General features: G+C 62.1%; 13 protein-coding genes and 1 tRNA gene. 8 read left to right on the top strand and 6 right to left on the bottom strand.

From position 1 onward, the window contains the following. Nucleotides 1-32: 32 nt before the first annotated feature. Nucleotides 33-1,031 (bottom strand): hypothetical protein, encoded by a 999-nt coding sequence (locus tag VLU25_11535; protein HSR68563.1) that lies wholly within the window; start codon nt 1,029-1,031, stop codon nt 33-35. 435 nt (nt 1,032-1,466) lie between these two features. On the opposite strand from VLU25_11535, the gene VLU25_11530 reads away from it, so the two are divergent. Next, on the top strand, nt 1,467-4,292 hold the full coding sequence (locus tag VLU25_11530; protein HSR68562.1) for a glycosyltransferase: 2,826 nt from the start codon (nt 1,467-1,469) through the stop codon (nt 4,290-4,292). A gap of 11 nt (nt 4,293-4,303) precedes the next feature. Here VLU25_11530 and VLU25_11525 read toward each other — a convergent pair whose 3' ends face one another. Beyond that, entirely contained in the window at nt 4,304-4,579 is a 276-nt protein-coding gene (locus VLU25_11525; protein ID HSR68561.1) for a hypothetical protein, read from the bottom strand. 91 nt (nt 4,580-4,670) lie between these two features. Here VLU25_11525 and VLU25_11520 point away from each other — a divergent pair, with 91 nt between their 5' ends. The 3 genes from VLU25_11520 to VLU25_11510 all read left to right on the top strand — a co-directional run bounded on the left by VLU25_11520 (nt 4,671) and on the right by VLU25_11510 (nt 6,912). After that, on the top strand, nt 4,671-5,864 hold the full coding sequence (locus VLU25_11520; GenBank protein HSR68560.1) for an SGNH/GDSL hydrolase family protein: 1,194 nt from the start codon (nt 4,671-4,673) through the stop codon (nt 5,862-5,864). Next, nucleotides 5,861-6,604, top strand: coding sequence for a TerC family protein (locus VLU25_11515; GenBank protein HSR68559.1), 744 nt, complete (start codon nt 5,861-5,863; stop codon nt 6,602-6,604). The genes VLU25_11520 and VLU25_11515 overlap by 4 nt, the downstream gene beginning before the upstream one ends. A gap of 231 nt (nt 6,605-6,835) precedes the next feature. Then, nucleotides 6,836-6,912 (top strand) — tRNA-Asp (locus VLU25_11510). Between the two features lie 444 nt (nt 6,913-7,356). Here the strand turns inward: VLU25_11510 and VLU25_11505 are convergent. From VLU25_11505 to VLU25_11495, 3 genes are all read right to left on the bottom strand, one after another. Continuing rightward, on the bottom strand, nt 7,357-7,557 hold the full coding sequence (locus VLU25_11505; GenBank protein ID HSR68558.1) for a type II toxin-antitoxin system RelE/ParE family toxin: 201 nt from the start codon (nt 7,555-7,557) through the stop codon (nt 7,357-7,359). Continuing rightward, nucleotides 7,547-7,828 carry a type II toxin-antitoxin system ParD family antitoxin gene (locus tag VLU25_11500; protein HSR68557.1) on the bottom strand — a complete coding sequence of 94 codons (282 nt, stop codon included), beginning with the start codon at nt 7,826-7,828 and terminating at the stop codon, nt 7,547-7,549. Before VLU25_11500 ends, VLU25_11505 begins: the two co-directional genes overlap by 11 nt. A 259-nt stretch (nt 7,829-8,087) precedes the next feature. Next, on the bottom strand, nt 8,088-9,191 hold the full coding sequence (locus tag VLU25_11495; GenBank protein HSR68556.1) for a PP2C family protein-serine/threonine phosphatase: 1,104 nt from the start codon (nt 9,189-9,191) through the stop codon (nt 8,088-8,090). A 171-nt stretch (nt 9,192-9,362) separates the two neighbouring features. Between VLU25_11495 and VLU25_11490 the strand changes: the two genes are divergently transcribed. From VLU25_11490 to VLU25_11480, 3 genes are read left to right on the top strand one after another with little or no spacing between them, the layout of a single operon-like run. Next, on the top strand, nt 9,363-11,072 hold the full coding sequence (locus VLU25_11490; GenBank protein HSR68555.1) for a GMC family oxidoreductase: 1,710 nt from the start codon (nt 9,363-9,365) through the stop codon (nt 11,070-11,072). Beyond that, nucleotides 11,065-11,784 carry a gluconate 2-dehydrogenase subunit 3 family protein gene (locus VLU25_11485; GenBank protein ID HSR68554.1) on the top strand — a complete coding sequence of 240 codons (720 nt, stop codon included), beginning with the start codon at nt 11,065-11,067 and terminating at the stop codon, nt 11,782-11,784. The genes VLU25_11490 and VLU25_11485 overlap by 8 nt, the downstream gene beginning before the upstream one ends. After that, nucleotides 11,781-11,987, top strand: coding sequence for a hypothetical protein (locus VLU25_11480; protein ID HSR68553.1), 207 nt, complete (start codon nt 11,781-11,783; stop codon nt 11,985-11,987). Before VLU25_11485 ends, VLU25_11480 begins: the two co-directional genes overlap by 4 nt. Here VLU25_11480 and VLU25_11475 read toward each other — a convergent pair. Beyond that, nucleotides 11,977-15,015, bottom strand: a complete 3,039-nt coding sequence (locus VLU25_11475) for a hypothetical protein (GenBank protein ID HSR68552.1) — start codon at nt 15,013-15,015, stop codon at nt 11,977-11,979. The genes VLU25_11480 and VLU25_11475 overlap by 11 nt on opposite strands. A 261-nt stretch (nt 15,016-15,276) precedes the next feature. On the opposite strand from VLU25_11475, the gene VLU25_11470 reads away from it, so the two are divergent. Beyond that, complete coding sequence (locus VLU25_11470; GenBank protein HSR68551.1) at nt 15,277-16,167, top strand: sterol desaturase family protein; 891 nt, start codon at nt 15,277-15,279, stop codon at nt 16,165-16,167. Nucleotides 16,168-16,420 lie beyond the last annotated feature (253 nt).

Here is a 16,420-nt window from a genome sequence, read left to right as displayed (position 1 = left end):
GCCCCCTGCTTTCACACTGAGCCGTGCGCCTCTTACTGCTGACTCTGGATCTCAGTCACCGGCAGGCTGGCGAACTGGCCGGGGCGCACTTGAATGGCGGTGGCCGCCACATCCTCGTCGGGAATCACCCGCAAAATGCCCCGAAAATCGCTGAAATCGGGCGGCGCGTCCCAATCAAACTCGTCGACGAAAGCCGACAGATGGCCGTTGCCGTTCAGCATGACCTGAGCGGTGGCCACCAATTGGGCATCGAGGTCGAGCAGTTCCAGATGGATGGCGTTGTTGCCGGCGTCCAGGTTTTGGATGGCCACTCCCGTGCGAAGCGCAGGAATCTGCGAATCGATGGGGGCCGTGAAGCCGTCGCTGAAGTCGCCTGTCGCCCCCACTCCTGCCAGCCCAAAAGCGCCGCCGAAGAGGATCACCCCGGCCAGCGGCTCTTGCGAGCGCACGGTCACGGCGCCCGTCAGGGGCTCGTCGCCTTGGCCGTCGGTTTCCAGGAAGCGTAGGGCGTTGGCAGCAAGGATGAACTCGGTGGATCCGTCCACCGGCTGGCCGTTGAGATCGACCATCAGCGGGCTACCTTCGTCTCCGAAGGCTTCCAACCGCACAAGCGTCTCCGTCGAGCTGCGGTTTTCCAGCAGAATCTGGGAGGTCAAGCCGCCGCCGTTGCCGAACTGTGCGAAGTGGATGACGTTGTCGAGCTCCGGCGCAGGCTGCAGCTGACGGGCACAGTAGGTCATGTCGTCCAATGCCGCAAAGCCGACACCCGACTCGTTAATCATCTCGACTGTCTTTACAAAGCGGTCATTGGATTGGACCGAATTGAAGTTGACTTGCACCCATCCGCTGGAGTCCGCCGAAGCGGAGGTGATCTCTTCTTCCTGTTCATCCAGAAGTCGCACTCTGAGAGGTCCGACCTGACCCCGGATGAAGAAGACGAGTTCTTGAGCGGGGGTTTCAAACTCGATGGTGGCGGTTTCATTGGGAGCGGCCATGAAGGCCTGCACTCCCGTGTGATAGATCGCCGTCACACCGATCCTGCGCACTTCTCCGTTGAGAAAAGTTACCCGATTCGGGGGATCTCCACGCGTAAATTCACCAGTCGTGTCAAAGAACCCTTCGAAGGAAAAAGGCGTATCAAAGGGCGGAGTCCCCGCGAAACCGCCTATTTGGGATGTGATTACGACGGTCAAGGCAGTGATGTACTTAAGCATCCGGTCTCCTCTTCACCCGGCTTGCTTCTGGATTCTCGCTGCAATACCGAGTGGGCGATGCGATGTTCGCTTGTTTTTAGCAAAGATAAACCAGCGGATGCAATGGTTCCTACTTTGGAGGTTCGGTATCCAACAGGGGCAGGCGGATGCCGCCGGGAGGCGGAGTGCGAGAAAGAGTCTAACGCCTGCTACTCAGGAGCGAGCGCGTCACTCCGCCTGCAAAGTAGGAGGCGGGTGCTACAATCCCTCTGGATGTCACAGATCATAGCCTGTACCATCGTCTCCAACAATTATTTGGCCTTTGCGAGAGTTTTCGCCAAGTCGTTCCTGGAGCACCACCCCGACGGGCAGGTTTTCACTTTGATCGTGGACCGGCCCGACCCCCGCGTCGATTACGCGGACGAGCCTTTTCACAGCGTGTTCGTAGAGGATCTGGGCATCGAGGCCTTCCGCAACATGGCCTTCCGCTACTCCATCCTGGAACTCAACACCGCCGTCAAGCCCTTCTGGCTCACCTACCTTCACCAGCAGACAGGGGCCTCCCGAGTCTTCTATTTCGATCCCGACATCCTGGTGCTGGCACCGATGGACGACTTCTTTTCCAAGCTGGAAAGCCATGACGTGTTGTTGACGCCCCACGTCACGGGACCCATCGACGACTCTCACCATCCCTCGGAGAGAGACATTCTCTCGGCGGGCATCTACAACCTGGGGTTTCTGGGAGCCGCCCTCAACCCCCGGACCCGGAAGTTTTTCGAGTGGTGGGGCGACCGCCTGCACAAGACCGGCTACAGCCAGGTCGAGCAGGGGCTCTTCGTCGACCAGAAGTGGATGGATTTCGCTCCCGCCTTTCTTGAGCGGGCCCTGATCGTCCACGACCCCGCGCTCAACGCGGCTTATTGGAATCTGATGCAGCGGCATCCCCGAATGGAGAAGGGAGAGTGGCGGGTCGGCGAGTCGCGCTTGCGCTTCTTTCATTTCAGCGGATTCGATCCTCGCAACGTGGAGCGAATCTCCAAGCACCAAGACCGCTTCAGGCTCTCAGACCTACCTGATCTCAAACCCCTCTTCGAGCGCTATTCGAAGCTGCTGGCGGAGGAAGGGGCGGACGAGGTGGCGGATCTGCCCTACACTTACGGCAGCTTCGACAATGGCGTCGGAGTGCCTGCATTCTGCCGCAAAGCGCTGCAATCGCTGGACAGGGAGGGGCGACGTTGGCCCGACCCCTTTGCCGTGGGCGAGGGCAGCTTCTACCAATGGCTGCACCAACCCGACCCCTACTTCAGAGAGTTGCCCCGATGGGCCTTGAGCGTGTGGGATGCTGATCCTCAATGCTGGCAGCTTTTTTCCTTCGACCATCCCGAGGACCCGGAACGATTCGGAAGGTGGCTGCTTTCCGAAGGCGTCCGCATCCATAACGTCGACGAGGCCTTTCTGGAGGACTGGGAATCGCAGTTGGGCGGACGCGGGGCTGTCCTCAGAGCCGGTCGCCACCCGGTCTGGAAAGGCGCCAAGAGGAGCGATCTCGACAGCATCCTGCGCTCTCAAAGGCGGGGAGCCTTAAAGGAGTGGCTATGGAGGCTGGGAAAAGCGTCCCATTTCTGGCTGGCGCCCGAACTCGGATTGGATCGCGAGGGTCCTCGGGTCTCGCGCTTGGCCCTGGCCATTCAGCTCAGCCGCCAGGATCTGCGTGATCGCTACCCCGAACCGTTGGGCGCCTCCTGCGCCGATTTCGCATCATGGTTCGTCACCCACGGCGCCAGCGAATATGAATTGCCTCCCGCAGCCTTTGAACCCGTCATGTCGAGCTTCCCTGTCCGTCAGAGGCTGCGGTTGAGACTTTGGTGGCTTCTGCGCAAGCGTGTTCTTCGCTTCAAAGTCGAGGAGAGGGGGGAGGGCGCACAGCACCCTGAATCCGACGCGGGGCAGCGCCCACCAGTTGCTGTCGATGAGGATGCCGGAGCGCTGCCCCTGTCCAGCGCCAGACGGGGAGTTCACGTCATCGGCTATTTGAATGCGCCCACGGGCAAGGGGGAAGAGGGACGAGGCACGCTGGCGGCACTGGAGGCGGCCTCAGTTCCCCACAGGGCGTGGGTGGTGGACGGGCGAACGCAGAGGTTCTCCCGAGAAGACTCACATCTTCTCTCCACCCAGCCCTCGGACTTGGCTTTAGTGCTCTATCACGTCAACGCCGACATGATGGGGGCCGTGCGGCGCCACATGCCGGTCCGCTTGCGCACGGTTCCCTTACACGTGGGCTACTGGGACTGGGAACTCAGCCATTTCCCGCTTTCCTTTGCCGACCGTTTCGAGGGACTGGACGAAGTTTGGGCGCCCAGCCGCTTCTGTCAGCAGTCCTTCGCCTCTCTTTCTCCGCTGCCGGTGCGGTGGGTGCCGCCATGCGTCATCGCCGCCCAGTCCGGCATCGAGCCCGAGCGCCTTTCGAGCGTACCCGACCAGGCTTTTCTCTTCTTCAACTCCTTCGACGTCCGATCCAGTCCCGAACGCAAGAACCCCCGCGGATTGTTGCAGGCTTTCAACCTGCTCTACCGGCAGGCGGGAGAAAAGGTTCACCTCCTGCTCAAGATCAATCACGCCCAGGACGGCTTGGAGGTGGTGCAGGAACTGAAGGCAGAAGCCGAGGGACTGCCGGTCACGTTCATGACCGAACAAAAGACCCGTCCGGAGATGAATGCGCTGATGGCGGCTTGCGACTGCTATGTCTCGCTGCACCGCTCAGAAGGACTGGGCCTGCCTCTCATCGAAGCCGCTTACCTCGAAAAGCCGGTCGTGGCCACCGATTACAGCGGCAACACCGATTTCTTGGACGAGTCCACCGGCTGGCCGGTCAACTACAACATGTGCCGGCTGGAGAAAGACATCGGACCCTATCCGGCGGGGACGGTGTGGGCCGACGCCGACCCGGAGCATGCCGCCTTTCAGATGGCCGAAGTCCTTTATCAGCCTCGCGAGCGCCAAAAACGCGCCCAGGCAGCCCTTCGAAAAGCTCTCGATCTCTATTCGCCCGCCGCCGCCGGCCGCCGCTTGGCCCAGGAATTGGACCGGCTCCTGCCCTGACAGGCAAGGATTCAACGTTTGGTCCAGGGGAGATCGCCGGCCTCTTCAAGGGTCTTTCCGGCGGCCCTCTCACGCAGAAGACGGGCAAGGCGCTTCAGCTCCCAGCGGGCGCCGCTGAGCACGGCGGCCGATTGTCCTCCTTCTAGAAACACTTTGACACAGGGCTTGTTGGGGTTGTCGCGGTTGGGCTGAAAGTCGGCGCCTGCGATCCTGCTGTCCTCTTCCGAGCCCTGGGAGGGCGGGTCCAGAGACACGATCGGCCAGTCGAACTTTTCCCTCAGCATCATGAGGGAAAAACCATATCAAAGGCGGCGGGGGAGAGGTCAAACCGGCTGCCCTTTTGACGGCTTCAGCCGGGGCTCGCGATAATGGGCTTTGATGAGAGGTTTCCCGGGTCGCTCTTTGATGCATCGGATCGCCCTCTCCACCATCACCCTGGTGTTGGCGGTGGCTGCCTTTGAGGGCCTTTGCCGCCTGCTGGACGTCGACTTCAATCCTCACGCCCACTGGCAATACCACCCTGAGCTGGGGTGGACCCAGGCCCGTTCCAAGACCTTCACCGAGCGCAAGCACGGCGAAAACGTCATCGTGCAGTTCAATTCGCTGGGATTCCGCGACCTGGACCACTCCTTTTTCAAGCCCGAAGGCGTTCGGCGCATCGTCATCCTGGGCGATTCCTTCAGCGAGGCTCTGCAGGTCAACCTGGATGACACCTACTGGCGGCAACTGCAATTGATGCTCAACGGCGGCCAGACCGGGCCCTGGGAAGTCATCAACCTGGGGGTTGGCGACTACGGGTCGATGCAGGAACTGCTGGCGCTGCGCCGATATGGACTGCGCTTCGAGCCCGACATCGTCATCTCCCAGATCTTTCCGCTCAACGACATCTGCAACAACACCCTGGAGCTGGCCGGGCTGTGCAAGAGCCGCAACGACCGCTACCGGCCCTACGCCGCCTTACGCCAGGGGCAACTTGTGCCCGTGTGGGACCAACCGCTGCGCCACAAGCTGCGTAGTTCGCTGGTTTCCTTCGGCGTGCTGGAGCGCGCCTACCTGCAGTTTGTGGCTCAGGAGACGGGACAGGTGCAGGAACGCCAGCATCAGGCCCGCATCGCCCAGCGGGGGCTTCCGGCCGACCCCCTCATCTATACCCTGGCCAGGGATAAGGACCAGATTGACCAGGTACGCCGGGGCTGGAGCATGACCGAGCGCATCCTGGAAGAAACCGCCCGCGAGTGCCGCCAACGCGGGATTCCCTGGCTTCCGGTTGTGGTCCCGTTTTTCGCCCGAGTAGGGACTGCATTTCCTGAATTTCAGCGTTCTTACCCCCACGTCCCCCTGGCACGTGATTACCCGGAACAGCGCTTAAGACGCTTTTTTCACCGTCTTGAAGTACCCTCGGTGATGGCCTTGGAGATCTTTGACGAGTATCCGCATCTGGCCCTGCCTCCGCGGGGAGGACATCTCAACCCCAACGCTCACCGCCTGGTGGCGCAAGCCATTTACCGCCAACTGATCGACTCGCAGTGGGTGGAGCCGTTAACGACCCGAGAAGTAGGCGAATCGCAATGATTGAACTTCTAACAGCCGAAAACCTGATCGCCCTGGCCACGCTGACGGCCCTCGAAATCGTGCTGGGCATCGACAACATCGTCTTCATCGCTATCATCAGCGCCAAGCTGCCCAAGTCCCAGCAGCCAAGGGCCCGCCGCCTGGGACTGGCGGCGGCCATGATCATGCGCATCCTGCTGCTGCTGGGCATCACCTGGATCATGGGACTGACGCGTCCGCTCTTCGAGGTGCTGGGACATGCTTTCTCGGGACGCGACCTGATCTTGCTCATCGGAGGGCTCTTCCTCATCGGCAAGGCCACTTACGAGATCCACGACAAGCTTGAGGCCTCCCACAAGAAGGACAAGAGCGGCAAGCCCAGGGCCACCTTTGCCGCCGTCATCGCCCAGATCATGCTGCTCGACGTCGTCTTCTCGCTCGACTCGGTCATCACCGCCGTGGGGATGGTCAAGAGCATCGCCATCATGATCATCGCCGTCATCACCGCCGTCACCGTCATGCTCATCTTCGCCGAGAAGATCTCCAACTTCATCGAGAAGCACCCCACCCTCAAGATGCTGGCCCTCAGCTTCCTGCTCCTGATTGGAGTGATGCTGGTGGTGGAAGGCACCGGCCAGCACGTGGAAAAGGGCTACATCTACTTCGCTATGGGCTTCTCGCTGCTGGTGGAGCTCCTCAACATGCGCGTGCGCGCCAGACGCCGCGACGCCCGCTTCCAAGCCATCCCCAGCGAGGAATAAGGAAACCTACCAGGAAGCGCCCATGAGAGGTTGAAAGAAAATGCACCAGGCCTGGTGGGAGGCGCATCCTTGCGGCGATCCTGGAACTGCCGCACAAAAACTACACCCTCTCCAGCCCCCGACCCGTCCCTCAGACGCCTCCTCTGCAATCCCCTCATCACCCTTCCAACCCCCAAAAACCGCTTTGCATCCAAGCCCCCTATTTTTGTATAATGCCGTCTTCCCCAAGGCGGGGTCGTAGTTCAGTTGGTTAGAATGCCGGCCTGTCACGCCGGAGGTCGCGAGTTCGAGTCTCGTCGGCCCCGCCATTCGAGCCGTTTCGGCTCGACAACTTCCAAAGTCCAAGGCTCCAATCTCCAAGGGATGCTGACGAATGCCCGCAAGGTCGCAGGGACCGGATAGGGACGATTTTTCGTAGGTCCTGCAAGCCGTTTGTCTTCAACAGCTTGCTTTGCTGGGAACCTGTTGCGCCGGAAGTCGCGGGTTTGAGTCTCGTCGACCCCATTCGAGCCCGTCGGCTCGAGCTCTCAGAGCCCAAGCCCCAACTCCCAAGAGTGTGTCCAGTCCGCTGTCCTTCTCGGCTCGCTTGGGAGTTGGCATTTGGAACTTGGTAGTTCGCAGAGCGCGTCTCGTCGGCTCTATTCATCCAGGATCCGGCCGATGTCGCGTGCACTGTGGAGGACTCGGACGATCTCGATACCCCTCGACAGTGGTCGATAGAAAACCAAGTGCTTCTCGAAATGGGGCATCGGCTAGAAGCGAAGATCGGAAAGTTTGGGTTCCTGGGTTGGATAGCGGACGCCGATTTCGGGCATTTCAAGCAGGCGCTTGAAGCCCGCCCAGAGCGACCGGTAATAGCGGAGTGCCGCGCGCGGGCTATCTTGGGCGATGTAGACGGCCTGCTCGTCGATGTCACGCTCGGCATCGGAGGAGAGGAGTATCCTAGCCTTCACTGGACAGCTGCTCGCGGTAGCGCTGTTTGAAGAGCCGGATCTTCTCTTCGATGTACTCGTCGGTCGCTTCGATGCGCCCCGAGCCCAGGCCCGCCAGCAGTTTGGCGTCCAGGTCGCGCTTCTCCTTTCGCCGCTGGTCCTGCCGCACCAATTCCTGCAGATACTCGCTGGCCGATGCGTAGTCGCAGCGCGCCACCTCGCCTTCGATCCACTCCCGCAGCGATTCGGGGATCTCGAAGTTCAACGAAGCCAGAGGATCATTGGTCGCCATTCCCCTATGCTAGTTAGATTCCACAGGTGCTGTCAATGATCCATCAGAACCAAAAGAGAAGGCCGCCGCAAGACCAATGCCCAAGACTCGGGAGAGGCAGTCAGCCCAACAAGAGAACGAGGTGCGCGACGAGATTGTCCCCAACTGGGTAAGCGGCGGGCAGGGGGCAGGGCGACAAACGGACCAAGCCCTCGCGCAGCCGTATGCTAACAAAACAGGGTATCGGAAACCGCATCCTCCTCGTTGTTCCAGAAATAGGCTAAGGGCTCTCGACGGGGGGGATCTTGACGGCGATGGCGGTTAGGTCGTCGAAGACATGCGAGGGGGCGGCGAACTGGGTGACGGCGCTGTGTAGGGCATGGACGATTTGGCTGCTGTCGCCTTGCCGGTGGGCGGCGATGACCGAACGAACGGCGCTGATGTCGAAGTCTTCATCTTGTGTTCCGCGAGTCTCGATGACTCCGTCGGTGTAGAGAACCAGGACTCCTCCCCCCTCCAAGACGGCCTGACCAGACTGGTAGCGGCTGCCGGGCAGCAGCCCGACCGGCAATCCCCCGGCCTCCAGACGGCTGCATTCTCCCCGAGAAGCGAAAAGCAGCGGAGGCGGATGACCAGCGTTGGCGTAGCGCAAACAGCCCGAACCCATGTCGAGAACCGCGTAGAAAAGGGTGGCGAAGCTGGCGCGGTCGGTCACCTCGTAGAGTGTCGTGTTGAGGCTCCGCAAGAGCGCCTCTGGGGATGCGTTCTCTTTGGCTAGCGCCCGAAGCGAGATCTGGACAGCGGGCATCAACAAGGCGGCTGGCAAGCCTTTTCCCGAAACGTCGGCGATCACAATGCCCAGGAGGTCGTCCGAAACAGGAATGAAATCGTAATAGTCTCCGCCAACCACCTTGGCCGGCCAGTTGCGGGCCGAGATGTCGATTCGGTCGGAAGGGGGCACGTTCTGACTCAGGAGTTGCCGCTGCACTTGGGCGGCTAGTTCAACCTCGCGTACCAATTCGTCGCGCTGGCGCCTGGCCTTTTGGAACAACTGTTGGCGGGCCCGGCCCAGCCGATAAAGGGCCGTCACGACACTGAGGAAGACCGCCGTCAGGACCCAATCGCGGCCGAACAAGAGCCAGGTTGAGCGCTCCAAGGGTCCAAACCATTGGCGCAGAGCCACGCAGACAACAACCAACAACAGCGTGGTGCGCAGGCGGTGGGTGAGAGCGCTGTAGCTGAGCGGGACCAGGTAGATGTAGCCCAGTGAAAGGTCAGGTCCGGCCAGATAGTCGCCGTAAGCGATGGCTCCGATCGTCAGGCCGATCAATAGCGACTCCACCCGGATAATCCTGTCCGTCAACCTCTTGATATCGTCCGCCACCGGCCCTCCTCGAAGAATACTCTCACGCTCAACGCATTCTTGAAACAAGATGCCTCGGGTCAGATTGCAGATTCAACCGAGAGGGAGTCTCGCAGGGGTGTGAAAGCAGGCCGCCCGACTTGAGTGCGGGCTGGCTTTTCAAGACGGACCTACTGTGCTTGAATCGGGCTCATGGCCAACCTTCAGAGGGAACCCAAGAAGTATGACGTGGTGGTGATCGGGTCGGGGGCGGGGGGCGGGACCTCGGTTCGGGTGCTGACGGAGAAAGGGCTCGAGTGCGCGCTGATCGAGGCGGGGCCGATGCTCGATCCGTACAGCGAATTCAAAGAGCACCAGTGGCCCTATCAGGTCGATCACCGGGGAGCGGAACAGGGCGGCAAGGCCTACTTCGGCAAGGGCAAACCGTTCGGCTACTTCTCCACCACCAGCGGAGGCTGGCAGTTGGACGGAGAACCTTACACGGTGGGCGAGGGCAGCCAGTTTCAGTGGTTCCGCTCGCGCATCCTGGGCGGACGCACCAACCACTACGGACGCATGTCGTTCCGCTTTTCCGACTATGACTTCAAGCCCTACGATAAGGACGGACTGGGCGTCAACTGGCCCGTCTCCTACGACGACATCTCGCCCTATTACGACAAAGCAGAGTCCTTTATCGGGGTCACGGGATCGGTGGAAGGCATCCGCAGCGCCCCGGACGGGATCTTCCAGCCCCCGCCGCCTCCCAAGGCTCACGAACTGCTCATCAAGCAGGCCTGCGACGGACTCGGCATCCCCTGCATTCCCAACCGCCGGGCCGTCATCACCACGCCTCTCAACGGACGGGCCCCCTGCCACTACTGCGGTCATTGCAACCGCGGCTGTCTCACCGCTTCGGCCTACTCCTCCAGCCAGGTGGAGATCCTCCCCGCCCTGGAGAAGGGCAATCTCACCATCTTCTCCAATTGCATGGCGCGGGAGATTCTGACCGACGACAGCGGCAAGGTTACGGGCGTCTCCTACATCGACAAGGAGAGCCGGCAGGAAAAGCAGATCCGCTGCCGTGTGCTGGTGCTGGCCGCCAGCGCCTGCGAGTCGTCCCGCCTGCTGCTCAACTCGAAGTCGCCCCGCTTCCCCGACGGAGTGGCCAACGGTTCAGGCCTGGTGGGACGCTTTCTGATGGACACGGTGGGCTTCTCGATGAGGGGCTACGTCCCCGCTCTGGAAGGACTGCCCCGCTACAACACCGACGGCTTCGGAGGCGCTCACCTCTACATGCCCTGGTGGCTGTTCGACGACGCCAAGCTGGATTTCCCGCGCGGCTACCACATCGAGATCGGAGGCGGCTACGGCTTGCCCGGCGTGGGCTTCGGAGGAAGCACCATCGAGCGCCATGGGGGCTTCGGCCAGGGCCTGAAAGAACAGATCCGCAAAGAGTACGGCTGCTTCGTCTATTTCGCCGGCCGCGGAGAAATGATCCCCAACAACCTCAGCTACTGCGAGATCGATCCCCAGGTGGTCGATCAATGGGGCATTCCCGTGCTGCGCTTTCACTTCAAGTGGTCCGACTACGAGTGGAAGCAGGCCCGCCATATGGAGAAGACCTTCTCCGAGATCATCGAGGCCATGGGAGGCACCGTCCAGAACCCGCCGCGGCCAGGCGACCGGGGCATCTCGGTGGGGGGAGAGATCATCCACGAGGTGGGCACCGTACGCATGGGAGACAGTCCCAAGGCTTCGGTGCTCAACGCCTTCAACCAGGCTCACGAGGTCCCCAATCTTTTCGTTGTGGACGGGGGCTGCTTCGTGGGCAATCCCGACAAGAATCCGACTTTGACCATCAACGCCCTGGCTTGGCGGGCGGCAGACTATCTGGCCGAAGAAATGAGGAAAGGCAATGTCTGAGCAGGTCCATCCACTCCCTAAACTGAAAAGCCTTTCGCGGCGGGAGATGCTGCGGCGGTTCGCGGCAGCCGTGGTGGTCGCGGGCAACTGTACCTTCAGTCCTGAGGCGGCCCGCCATGTGCACGAGATGGCGCGTGAGTCTCTGTCCCAGGACGGCGCCTATGCTCCCCAGTTCTTCAAGCCCCACGAGTTCGCGACCCTGCAGCGGCTGACCGAACTGATCATTCCCGCCGACGACCGCTCGGGCAGCGCCCGCCAGGCCGGAGCGCCTGAATTCATCGATCTGCTCTGCAGCCAGAACGATGAGCTGGCCGATATCTACAGCGGCGGACTGCTGTGGCTGGAAGGCGAGGCCCGGCGCGAGCACGGCGATGCTTTCCTGGCTCTGGAAGAGGCCGATCAGGCGTCCTTGCTGGAATTGCTGGCAGCGGAAGTCCGCCGCCTCGATGCGCTGGAAGAGGCCGAGCGGTCGGCCGTTTGGGGGGAGAATACGAACTTCGGAGGATTCAGCAGCTACCGCAGCGTCCCGGCCGGCCGGCTGGGGCCGGGCGCCCGCTTCTTCGCCTGGCTCAGACGCATGACCGTTGACGCCTTCTACACCAGCCAAATGGGTATTGCCGACCTCGACTACCAGGGCAACACCGCCCTCGCCGAATACACCGTCCCCGACGAGGTGCTGGAGTATGTGAGGAATCAGGGTTCCGGAAAGTGACGCTCTCGCTAGGCTTCGATCACCGAGCGGCCCGCCTCTATGCCCGCATGATGGGCGGGCGCCGCAGGCAAGGACGACCCATGAGCGTCCTCGACGGCCAAATCGCCGCCATCGCCAGGGCTCACCGATTGGCGCTAGCCACCCGCAACATCCGCGACTTCGAAGACACCGGTCTTGAACTCATCAATCCCTTCAGCGCTTAATGGCGCGGTCGCGGCGCAGGGCCCAGGCGGCGGTGGCGGTCAGCAACAGGGCCAAGAGGATGGCGGCCCACACCGACAGCGTAGGAATCGCAGACGGCGCTTCCACGACGGCCGGGGTAGAGATCTCAGTCGGGTCGTTCTCGCCCTCCTCGTCGGCCTCGCCGTCGCCGTCGGGGTCAGGATCACTCCCGTCGTCCGAAGTGTCGCTGGGGGTGGCCTGGGCCGGACTCAATCCGCTGGCGGTTGCCGTGTTGAAGTAGGGTCCGGAACCCCCGTTGGGATTGAAGCGCACGGTGAAGGTGATGGTGGCGCCGGCTCCTACCGTCAGGCTGGAAGCCCCGGCGTTGAGCAGGTTTTGGTCCCCAGCCCCGTTGAAGCCGGCGTTGGCGGTCAGGGTGCCGGTGGCCGCCGGACCCGCCTGGACTGCGAAGGTGGCCGGCGCCGGGAAGGTGGCCGTCAGATCGTCGGTGACCTGGACGTTGGAAAGCGGCACGTTGCCCAGGTTCTCCACCACCATCTCGATGGCCGCGTCGAACTGGCCGCCGCCTGCGTCAATGAGCGAAGTGACCTGCTTGGCCACGCCGATGGCCGGGGCCTCGACGACGCTGATCGGCGTGGGGTCGTTCTCGCCCGGTTCATCGGCTTCGCCGTCGCCATCCGGGTCGGGATCGGCGCCGTCGTCGGAGGTGTCGGTGGTGGTTGAGCCGAGAGGACTGTCGCCGCTGGCAATGGCGGTATTGGAGAAGGGTCCTGCAGCGCCGTTGGGGTTGAAGCGCACTGTGAAGGTGATGGTGGCGCTGGCCCCCACCGCAAGCGTTGAGGCGCCCGCATTGAGCAGGTTCCGGTCGGCGTTGCCGTCGAAGCCGGCGTTGGCGGTCAGCGTGCCGCCCGCCGCCGGACCGGCCTGGATGGCGAAGGTGGCAGGCGCCGGGAAGGTTGCCGTCAGGTCGTCGGTCACCTGGACGTTGGAGAGCAGCACGTTGCCCAGGTTCTCCACCACCATCTCGATAGCGGCGTCGAACTGCCCGCCGCCCGCGTCGGTCAGGGAAGTCACCCGCTTGGCCACGCCGATCACCGGGTTCTCGGGAACGGAAATGGGCGTGGGGTCATTCTCGCCCGCCTCGTCAGGATCTCCGTCTCCGTCGGGGTCGGGATCGGTCCCGTCGTCAGAGGTGTCGGTGGGAGTTGCCCCTCCCGGGCTGTCTCCGCTGGCGGTGGCGGTGTTGGAGAAAGGTCCGGCAGTGCCGTTGGGATTGAAGCGGACCGTAAAGGTGATGGTGGCGCTGGCTCCCACCGCCAGGCTGGAGGAGGCGGCGTTGAGCAGGTTCTGGTCTCCGGCCCCGTTAAAGCCGGCATTGGCGGTCAGAGTGCCGGTGGCCGCCGGACCGGCCTGGATGGCGAAGGTGGCAGGCGCCGGGAAGGTGGCCGTTAAATCGTCGGTAACCTGGACGCTGGAAAGCGGCACGTTGCCCAAATTCTCCACGACCATCTCGATAGCCGCGTCGAACTGGCCGCCGCCGGCATCGGTGAGCGAGGTGAGGCGCTTGGCCACGCCGATCACCGGATTCTCCGCCAGATTGATGGGAGTGGGGTCGTTCTCGCCCGGCTCGTCGGGGTCGCCGTCGCCGTCAGGGTCAGGATCGGTTCCGTCGTCGGAGGTGTCGGTGGTCTCGGTTTCGCCGGGACTCAGGCCGCTGGCAGTGGCGGTGTTGGAGAAGGGACCGGGGGCGCCGTTGGGAGTGATGCGAACCGTGAAGGTGATGGTGGCGCTGGCCCCAGCCGCCAGGCTCGAAGCCCCGGCATTGAGCAGGTTTTGGTCAGAGTTGCCGTCGTAGCCGGCGTTGGCTGTCAGAGTGCCGGTGGCCGCCGGGCCGGCCTGGATGGTGAAGGTGGAGGGCGCCGGGAAGGTAGCCGTCAGATCGTCGGTCACCTGGACGTCGGAAAGCGCCACGTTGCCCAGGTTCTCGACCACCATCTCGACGGCCACGTCGAACTGGCCGCCGCCCGCGTCCGTAAACGAGGTCACCCGCTTGGCCAGGCCGATCTGCGGGTTTTCCGCCACCGTCGTCTCGGCTGTGTCGGTGTCCATCACCGCGCCCAGAGGACCGTCGCCCGTGACGGTCACCGTATCCATGAAGCTGGCCGTCACGTTCTCGACCTCACAGGTGTAGGTCCAGGTCTCGTCGGGCGTCAGAATGGTGTCGTTGTTGGTGTCGCCCATGGGTCCGGCAAGTGTGTCGCAGGCCGGATTGTCGCTCACGACCACATTAGAGATGGTCGTCAGGCTGGTCACCGTGAAGGTGAAGGAGGCCGTGCCTCCCGCGGCAACCATCTGGCTGGCGGGCGTCTTGACGACGGTAATCTGGGGGTCCGGAAGAATGCCGAGTTCGACGGCATCGCAACTGCACTTGGAATTGGTTCCCGGAAAGGCCTCGGTCACGTCGCTGCATATTGAGCCGGTATTGTTGTCCCAACTGGTGCATACCGCAACATCGGCGCTGCCGTCGCCGTTGTTGTCGATACAGGCGAAACGCAGGGCCGGAAGAGTGGTAAAGACCTGGGTATTTGTCTCGATGTCGCCGCAGGAGTCGCTGTCGGTGTCGCCGTCCCACCAGGGCCCGCCGTCCAGATCGTCTACGCCGTCCATATTCTTGTCGCCATAGGTCGGCGTCGACGTCTGCGCCCCGCTGAGGAAACCGTGGTAGCAGCTATCGCCGTCCCGCGCGCTGCCGCCGTCCAGAGCCAGGAAGAGTCCGATGTCGTAGCGGTCGGGTGACCCGTCAGCAGAGACGAGGGTCTCAAACACGACCTCGGTTTCTCCAACCGTCCCCGAAGAGCAGTCCTCGAGGACCGAAACGACGATGAGCTGCTCGATGCGGACGTCGTTGGCCGTACAAACCGCGCCGCTGCGAAAATCGCGGACGCACACGTTGCCGGACTCGCCTTGAGCAAAGGCGGAATGCGTTCCGCTGACCAGGGCCAACGCGGCGAATGCGAGAGCGATGAACAAGCGATCAATCCGTGGCATGTCTTCCCCCTAAAAACCCCGACAGCAATTCGTCGATTCGGTAGCGTCTCGGAACTCCAGGCCTCCCCTGGAATCACCTCTAGCGACAAAGCTGGGGCATGGTATCAGAAGGGTATGATCACCTGTACCTTAAAGTTTGCTCATCCTTTGTCATTTAGTTAGATAGCCCTGTACATGCTTACGCACTTGGGCAGCCGGGAGTTCAGGACCGTCCAATCGAACCGCTTGTACCGGCGGTCCGCAGAGCCTAGAATTTGAGGCATGGAGGGTTATCTTCAGGTCTTTCTGGACGGGTATCGCGGCTACGCCGACTATCTGTGGTACGAGATCACGCATCCTCATTGGAAGAACTATTTTTATTGGCTGGTAGGCGTGTCGGGCATCTTTTTCGCCCTGGAGCTGGCGCGTCCCTGGCGGGAGATGCAGCCCAGGTTCCGCAAGGACTTCTGGCTCGATTTCTTCTACATGTTCTTCAACTTCTTTCTCTTCTCGCTCATCATCTACAATGCCGCTTCAGATGTGGCGGTTCACGCCTTCAACGACTTCTTAGCCCTCTTCGGGGTGCGCAACCTGGCGGCCCTGGAGATCGGGTCCTGGCCGGTGTGGACGCAGTTGCTGACGCTCTTCCTGATCCGCGACTTCATCCACTGGAATATCCACCGGCTGCTTCACCGGGTCCCCTTTCTTTGGGAATTCCACAAGGTCCACCACTCGGTCGAGCAGATGGGTTTCGCGGCCCACCTGCGTTTTCACTGGATGGAGAACGTGGTCTACCGGACGCTGGAATACATCCCTCTGGCCATGATCGGCTTCGGCATCGACGACTTCTTCATCGTCCACCTGGGGACGCTGGCGGCGGGGCACTTCAACCACTCCAACCTGAGGGTCGACCTGGGACCCCTCAAGTACATCCTCAACAATCCGCGCATGCACATCTGGCATCACGCGCGTGAGTATCCGCGCCAGCACGCCTACGGTATGAATTTCGGCCTCACCCTCAGCTTGTGGGACTATCTCTTCGGCACCGCCTGCATTCCCAGCGACGGACGCGACATCGAACTCGGCGTCCCCGACCAGGAAGAGTTCCCCAAGACCTTCCTGGCCCAGAACGTCCACGGCTTCGGCCTGACCTCGGCTGAAAGGAAGCGCTGAGGGGATGGTGCCGACGTGCAACGCTATCCCACGCTTTCAGCGTTCGGACCTTGGCTGCCCAGGGTGGCGCCGCCGTCTCGCTTGCGCTCGCCGGGGCTGACCCTGGGCTAGCGAATCACACCCCTTCGGGGTTCTCAGAAAGCAAGAAAGTGCTCCTTGAGACGCTTTGGGACTGGTTCCGGCTGCTGCCTTTTGCGACACCCTCTTCAGGGAGCTTGTGCTTGACTTTCAACACAGGCGCTACCTCGCCTCC

The organism is Acidobacteriota bacterium (assembly GCA_035471785.1).
In the GTDB taxonomy this organism is placed as follows: domain Bacteria; phylum Acidobacteriota; class UBA6911; order RPQK01; family DATIPO01; genus JANQFM01.
This window is presented reverse-complemented; position numbering and strand designations above follow the sequence as displayed.